The sequence below is a fragment of the Clostridium frigidicarnis genome (genome assembly GCF_900111985.1).
Classification (GTDB): domain Bacteria; phylum Bacillota; class Clostridia; order Clostridiales; family Clostridiaceae; genus Clostridium_Z; species Clostridium_Z frigidicarnis.
Genome location: NZ_FOKI01000004.1, coordinates 193,039 through 199,799, shown reverse-complemented (window position 1 = coordinate 199,799; position 6,761 = coordinate 193,039). Strand labels below are relative to the sequence as shown.

At 30.2% G+C, this 6,761-nt stretch carries 6 protein-coding genes; 2 read left to right on the top strand and 4 right to left on the bottom strand.

Annotation, left to right across the window (positions count from 1 at the left end; translation table 11 throughout):
- The coding region (locus tag BM119_RS03755; protein ID WP_143087286.1) for an IS3 family transposase at positions 1 to 293 on the top strand (293 nt) is incomplete at its 5' end.
- A gap of 76 nt (positions 294 to 369) precedes the next feature.
- Here the strand turns inward: BM119_RS03755 and pip are convergent.
- The 3 genes from pip to BM119_RS03740 all read right to left on the bottom strand — a co-directional run bounded on the left by pip (position 370) and on the right by BM119_RS03740 (position 3,869).
- Positions 370 to 1,326 carry a prolyl aminopeptidase gene (pip, locus tag BM119_RS03750; protein ID WP_177199303.1) on the bottom strand — a complete coding sequence of 319 codons (957 nt, stop codon included), beginning with the start codon at positions 1,324 to 1,326 and terminating at the stop codon, positions 370 to 372.
- A 218-nt stretch (positions 1,327 to 1,544) separates the two neighbouring features.
- Entirely contained in the window at positions 1,545 to 2,903 is a 1,359-nt protein-coding gene (locus BM119_RS03745) for an alanine/glycine:cation symporter family protein (protein WP_090039025.1), read from the bottom strand.
- Between the two features lie 186 nt (positions 2,904 to 3,089).
- On the bottom strand, positions 3,090 to 3,869 hold the full coding sequence (locus BM119_RS03740; protein ID WP_090039024.1) for a hypothetical protein: 780 nt from the start codon (positions 3,867 to 3,869) through the stop codon (positions 3,090 to 3,092).
- 223 nt (positions 3,870 to 4,092) lie between these two features.
- Between BM119_RS03740 and BM119_RS03735 the strand changes: the two genes are divergently transcribed.
- On the top strand, positions 4,093 to 6,012 hold the full coding sequence (locus tag BM119_RS03735; RefSeq protein WP_423230995.1) for an NAD(+) synthase: 1,920 nt from the start codon (positions 4,093 to 4,095) through the stop codon (positions 6,010 to 6,012).
- A 273-nt stretch (positions 6,013 to 6,285) separates the two neighbouring features.
- Here BM119_RS03735 and BM119_RS03730 read toward each other — a convergent pair whose 3' ends face one another.
- Complete coding sequence (locus BM119_RS03730; protein ID WP_090039021.1) at positions 6,286 to 6,708, bottom strand: YaaR family protein; 423 nt, start codon at positions 6,706 to 6,708, stop codon at positions 6,286 to 6,288.
- Between the last annotated feature and the right edge of the window lie 53 nt (positions 6,709 to 6,761).

Genomic DNA, 6,761 nt, shown 5'->3' with positions numbered 1-6,761 from the left:
ATTCTGACCAAGGATGGCAATATCAAATGTTCAGTTATCAAAATATGTTGAAGAAGAAAGGCATTAGACAGAGTATGTCTCGTAAAGGTAACTGTCTCGATAACTCAGTTGTGGAAAATTTCTTTGGCTTACTGAAAACAGAATTGCTATATTTACAGGAATTCGATAACATAGAACATTTCATTAAAGAATTAGTAGCTTACATAGATTACTATAACAATAAACGAATCAAGAGCAAATTGAAAGGACTGAGTCCTGTCCAGTACAGGATCCAGTCCCTGGAAGTAGCGTAATTATACTTTGTCTAACTTTTTGGGTTCATTTCAAAAATGACTTCCCTAATAAATTTCTGTATTTATTGTGTGAAATTTAATATAACTTTTTAAAATCCTCTGCTGCTTGTACAAGTTCACTTATAGTTCCAGGTTCCATACCTGAGTGACCAGCATCTTTAATAATTTTAAGTTCTGACTTAGGTAGTAACTTATGAAGTTCCCATGCTGCAAATACACGACAATCCATATCATACCTTCCATGAACAATTCTACAAGGAATATCTTTTATGCTATCAGCATGTTCTAATATATAATTATCACTCTCATTAAACATACTATTTATGAAATAATGACATTCTGTTCTTGCCATTGAAAGTGCTAAGCCTGATGATCCAAATTCTTCTATAGTTTCATCATCTGGGATTAAATTTACTATACTTCCCTCCCACATGCTCCATGCTCTAGCTGCTTTTAGCCTTTCTTCTTCATTACTACTAGTTAATCTCTTATAATAAGCTTCTATCATATTTCCTCTTTCATCTTCAGGAATTAAATTAAAGTATTCTTCCCACTTATCTGGGTATATTTTTGAAGCTCCTTCTTGATAAATCCAATCAATTTCAGATTTTGTTCCAAGAAATATTCCTCTTAAAATAAGTCCAAGTACTTTTGAAGGATGGTTGATAGCATATGTCAATGCTAACGTTGTTCCCCAACTCCCTCCTAAAACTACCCACTTTTCTATATTTAAATGTTCTCTTAATTTTTCAATATCCTCAACTAAATGCTTTGTTGTATTTTCTCTTAATTCTGCATGAGGAATACTTTTACCTGCCCCACGTTGGTCAAACAAAATAATTCTATAAAATTCTGGATCAAAATATCTTCTATACCCCTCACTTAATCCAGCTCCTGGTCCACCATGTAAGAACAATATAGGTTCACCATTTGGGTTTCCTACTTCCTCATAATACATTGTATGTAATTCTGAAACCTTTAACATTTCTGTTTTATATGGCTTAATTTCAGGAAATAATATTCTGTTACTCATAATCTACACCCCTTTATGATATCCTTTTCTTATTATATCATATTGAAATAATAAGAGGCTTATCTAATTATATCTTTATGATAAGTTAGATAAACCTATTTTTGTATTATAAATTTAATCTTTAGAATAACATATATTTTTTAAATTCTTAATACATTAATACTTATTTGGGCACATTCAAAAAACAATAAGTCAGTATGCTAGTCTATTTTGTGTTGTTACTTTCTTTCATGTACCCTAGATTTTTTTACATTTACCTCTTCATATTCTCTTAACTTTATTGTAACTATACTAGATAAACCAATAACAGCTATTAAATTTGGAATTACCATTATTCCATTAAAGAAATCTGCAAGCTCCCATACTAAATCTACCTTCATGCCACATCCTAAGAAAACAAATGCCATAACTAAAATCCTATATATAGGTAATCCTTTTTTACCAAACAAATACCTTATATTTGCTTCTCCAAAGAAATACCATCCTATAATAGTAGAAAAAGCAAAGAAAAATAGTGATATAGCAATAAATATTTCCCCAAAACTTCCCATGCCCACATTAAAAGCTTTCTGAGTAAGTTCTATACCTGTTACACCTTCTCCTATTGAATTTGTTGTCAAAATTACAAGGGCTGTTAATGTTAAAATTACAAAAGTGTCTACAAATACCCCAACTATAGCAACTAAACCTTGATCACATGGATATTTAACCTTTGCCACAGCATGAGCATGAGGTGTAGATCCCATACCAGCTTCATTAGAAAACAATCCTCTTGATACACCATATCTAACTGCTTGCTTTACTGTAATACCTATTCCACCACCTAGAACAGCTTGAGGATTAAAAGCTCCTACAAATATCATTTGAAATGCTGGAAGTATGTTATCATAATTTTTCACTATAATAAATAAACTGCCCAAAATATAGAATAAAGCCATAACAGGAACTACCATCTCTGCAAAAGATGCAATTCTTGACATTCCTCCTAAAACTATTGCACATGTAAGTATTGCTAAAACGGCTCCTACTATATATGGATTAATATTAAAGGCATTTTTAAATGCTGCTCCAATTGAATTAGCCTGTACCATATTACCAATAAATCCAAGGGCTATAATTATACTTACAGCAAAGAATCCTGCTAAAAAATTACTTTTAAGCCCTTTGCTAATGTAGTATGCTGGACCTCCTGTAACTTGTCCATCTTTTTCAGTTTTATATACTTGAGCTAATGTAGCCTCTGCAAAAATAGTACTCATCCCAAAGAAAGCACTAAGCCACATCCAAAATATTGCTCCTGGTCCTCCAGATGCTATGGCTGTTGCAGCTCCTGCTAAATTACCTGTTCCCACCTGTGCAGAAATTGCTGTTGCTAATGCCTGAAAGGATGACATTCCTTCATTTCCTGCCTTTTTACCAAAACTTAAACCTCCAAATGTTTTTTTAAAAGCTTCATTAAATTTTCTTAATTGAACAAACCTAAGCCTAAATGAAAAATATATACCTGTTCCGCATAATAAAAAAATCAAAATATAATTCCATAGATAATGGTTAAGCGTTTTAACTACTTCCATCATATATAATCCCCCCTTAAAATCTGTAATATAACATTTATGCTTAGTTATAAGTGTATAGTTATTTTACAATTTTTTCAATGTAATTGTTTAAATATTCTGAAAGATTATTCCAATACTTGCTATTTAATAATCAAATAAAGCATTGCAAAATAATTATTTTTTCACAATGCTTTAATGTTTTTATTCTTATTGTATAAGTATAATCTTAGCAATTCCTTGAGGAGGAATTGATTTAGTTACAGGTCCTGTAAATACTACTTGGATATTAGAGCCTTTTTTAATAGAATTCATAGGAACTTTATGTCCGCAACTATCATATATTTCTGTTTTTTCATTTACTATTACTATAGCCTCATTAAAGATAAAATTTTCATTTTTCTCACCTTTGACTTTAAGCCTTAATGTATTATCCTTTTTATCCTTTTGTATTTTTTTAACCTTTCCCTGAACATCACCTTTGCTACAATCTTGAACTTTTATGTATTTGGCTACTCCTTGTGGTGGAAGAGAACTAGTTACAGCATCCCCAACTTCAACAACTACTAACATTCCCTCTTTTAAATCTTCTCCTCTTATTTCATTTCCACATTTATCCTTTATTTCAGTATCTTCATTTATTACAGCTACTATTTCGTCAAACATATATCCTGCATGTCTATCACCCTTGACTCTTATGAGTATGTTCTCTCCATCTTTCCTGATTTCTTCTATTTTTCCTACAGCCCCTGGTTTGTTTTTTATTTCCGCATCACTTTCAGTTGTCTCATCTTTTTCTTCTCTTTCAAGTTCATCTTTTTCTTCTAATGTTTCCTTATCACTTTTTTCTTCCTTATCTTCTATTTTACATTTGTTTTCTTCACATTTTCCATTAAGATTATCATTAGACTTAAATCCAACCATAAAAAATACTCCTATTATTAGTAAAGTAATAATAAGATATTTTTTTGCTCTACTATTTTTATTCATTACAAACTCCTCCTAAGTAATTTTTAACCTACAAGCAACATTATTACCTATAAGCTTTAAAATTATTTATATTATTAACTGGTTAAATTTGCTTAGTAATATTCTTTTACATTATAATAGTGTTAAATACATAAACTATATATAGAATTTAGAGTTTTAAAGTTTTAGCTTTTATAATTCTATATTTTCTTATTTATCTTTAAAACAATTTTTTTACGGAGTGATTAAAATGAATTTTATAAGAGTTGGGGCAGCTTGTCCCATAACTAAAGTTTCTAATGTAGATGAAAATTTAATAAACATTAAAAAATGTATTGTTGATGGAAGTAAAAATAACACAAAAATTCTTGTTTTTCCTGAACTTTGTATAACATCTTATACATGTGGAGATTTATTTTTACAAAAAAGACTTCTAGATAAGACCTATGAAGCAATAGAAGACTTATGTAATTATTCAAAATCTCTTGATATGGTAATTGCTGTTGGCGGACCTTGCCTTCACAACTACACACTTTATAATTGTGCATATGTTATATTTGAAGGGAAAATTTTAGGTGTTGTACCTAAAAGCTATATACCAAACTATAGTGAATTCTATGAAAAAAGATGGTTTACAGAAGGTGCTTCTATAAAAGATGAAACAATTTCATTACCATTTAAGAATGGGAATAAATTAGTTCCATTTGGAACTAACCTATTATTCACATGCCAGGATATTAAACTTGGTTTTGAAATATGTGAAGATCTTTGGGTTACAATTCCCCAAAGTTCAAATTTATCTCTAATGGGAGCAAACATAATAGGTAATTTATCTGCTTCAAACGAACTTGTAAGTAAATATAATTACAGAAAATCTTTACTTGAAAATCAAAGTGCTAGATGTATGTTATCCTACATATATGCTTCTGCTGGTGTACATGAATCCACTACTGATCTTTTATTTAGTGGTCATCTTTCTATTTGCGAAAATGGAATTACTTTAAATGAAAACAATAGATTCCAACGTGAAAATGAAATAATAACTTCTATAATTGATGTGGATAAACTTACATGTGAACGCATGAAAAATCTAAGCTTTAGAGATAGTTTGAAAAATTCATCTTTAAAACCATTAGAAATAAACTTTGAATTTAAAGTAAAAGATTATGGCAAATTTGATAGATACATAGATAGACATCCTTTTGTTCCTTCAAATGCCCATGAAAGAGATGTAAGATGTAAAGAAATATTTAACATACAAACTTCTGCTCTTGCAAAGCGTCTTGAACATACAAATATAAATAAAGCTGTTATAGGTATTTCTGGTGGACTTGATTCAACTTTAGCATTATTAGTTGTATTAAAAACATTTGATATGTTAAATATCCCAAGGACAAATATTCTAACTATAACTATGCCTGGTTTTGGAACCACAGATAGAACTTATAATAATGCTGTTCATCTATGTAAGGAGCTTGGAACTACTTTTAGAGAAATAAACATTGTTGACGCATGCCTACAGCATTTTAAGGATATAGATCATCCAGTTGAAAAACATGATGTTACTTATGAGAATGTTCAAGCAAGAGAGAGAACTCAAATCCTTATGGATGTGGCTAATAAAGAAGGTGGACTTTTAATAGGTACTGGGGACTTATCTGAACTTGCACTTGGATGGTGTACTTATAATGGAGACCATATGTCTATGTACTCTGTTAACTGCTCTATTCCTAAGACATTAGTTAAATATTTGGTTGGTTATGTTGCTGAATTTGAAGTTAAAGATAAAACTGCGCAAACTTTAATAGACATACTAGCTACTCCTGTAAGTCCTGAGCTTCTTCCAAAAGATAAGGAAGGCAATATAACTCAAAAGACAGAGGATATAGTAGGTCCTTATGAATTACATGATTTCTTCTTATATTATTTTATAAAGCAAGGTGCACCTTATGAAAAAATCCTTTTCCTTGCCAAAGAGTCTTTTAAAGGAGAATATCCTGAAGAGATTATTGAAAAATGGCTTACTATGTTTATGAAAAGATTCTTTACTCAACAATTTAAGCGTTCTGCTCTTCCAGATGGTCCAAAAGTTGGATCAATAAGTTTATCACCTAGAGGTGATTGGAGAATGCCATCTGATGCAAGCTATGGTAGTTTTCTTTAAATTTAAAGATTAGCAAAAAGGATATTCATATAACCCGAAAAGAGAGTGATAATCAATGTAAGCCGACTGCACAAAATTTTTATACCAACAATGCTAATTGTTCGTCAGGTGGTTTACTATTGCTTATCCCTCTCTTTTCTATATACAAATCAATTCTAAGTTTTTCTGAACAGAGTGAAGAAAACCTCCTTAATTGCCAATTCTCAATTATCAACTGTCAATTAATACACCTCTCCACTTTTAATTCCACAAATCTTGGTTAATTCTTGTTTATTACTTATATATGTCTACTATAAGCCCTTGAATTTCATCTATAGCAGATGCAACTGTTATATTGCCTTTTTCTCCATCCATAACTAAATTTGTTAACTCCTCTAGCTTTTCATCTACAGTTTCTACTGTTATAAAATATTGAGTTTGCCAAAAACTTATATCCTTTTTTACTGAATACATATGCTTTAAAACAGCTTCTAAATATTCTTTTATAAGCTTTTTATACATTCTTACATCGCCATAACATTTTGTTATAGACAATCTATTTCCCTTTTTCTTTATATCATCAAGTATCTCCTTTAATTCTTCTTCACTTTTTCTTTCTCTGGAAGAATTAAAGCTTTGTGAAAAGTCTTTTTTCAAATCAACTTTTTTTCTTTCTGAATTAACCGCCGAACCATTTCTTACTCTCGATATTTCCATGATTTTCTCTCCTTTTGTAAATTATTTATATATTAATGTAATTAATTATCTAA

Bases quoted from the DNA above. Each gene is read 5' to 3' on its own strand.
- BM119_RS03745 (WP_090039025.1), bottom strand. From the start codon at position 2,903: ATGATGGAAGTAGTTAAAACGCTTAACCATTATCTATGGAATTATATT.
- BM119_RS03740 (WP_090039024.1), bottom strand. From the start codon at position 3,869: ATGAATAAAAATAGTAGAGCAAAAAAATATCTTATTATTACTTTACTA.
- BM119_RS03730 (WP_090039021.1), bottom strand. From the start codon at position 6,708: ATGGAAATATCGAGAGTAAGAAATGGTTCGGCGGTTAATTCAGAAAGA.
- pip (WP_177199303.1), bottom strand. From the start codon at position 1,326: ATGAGTAACAGAATATTATTTCCTGAAATTAAGCCATATAAAACAGAA.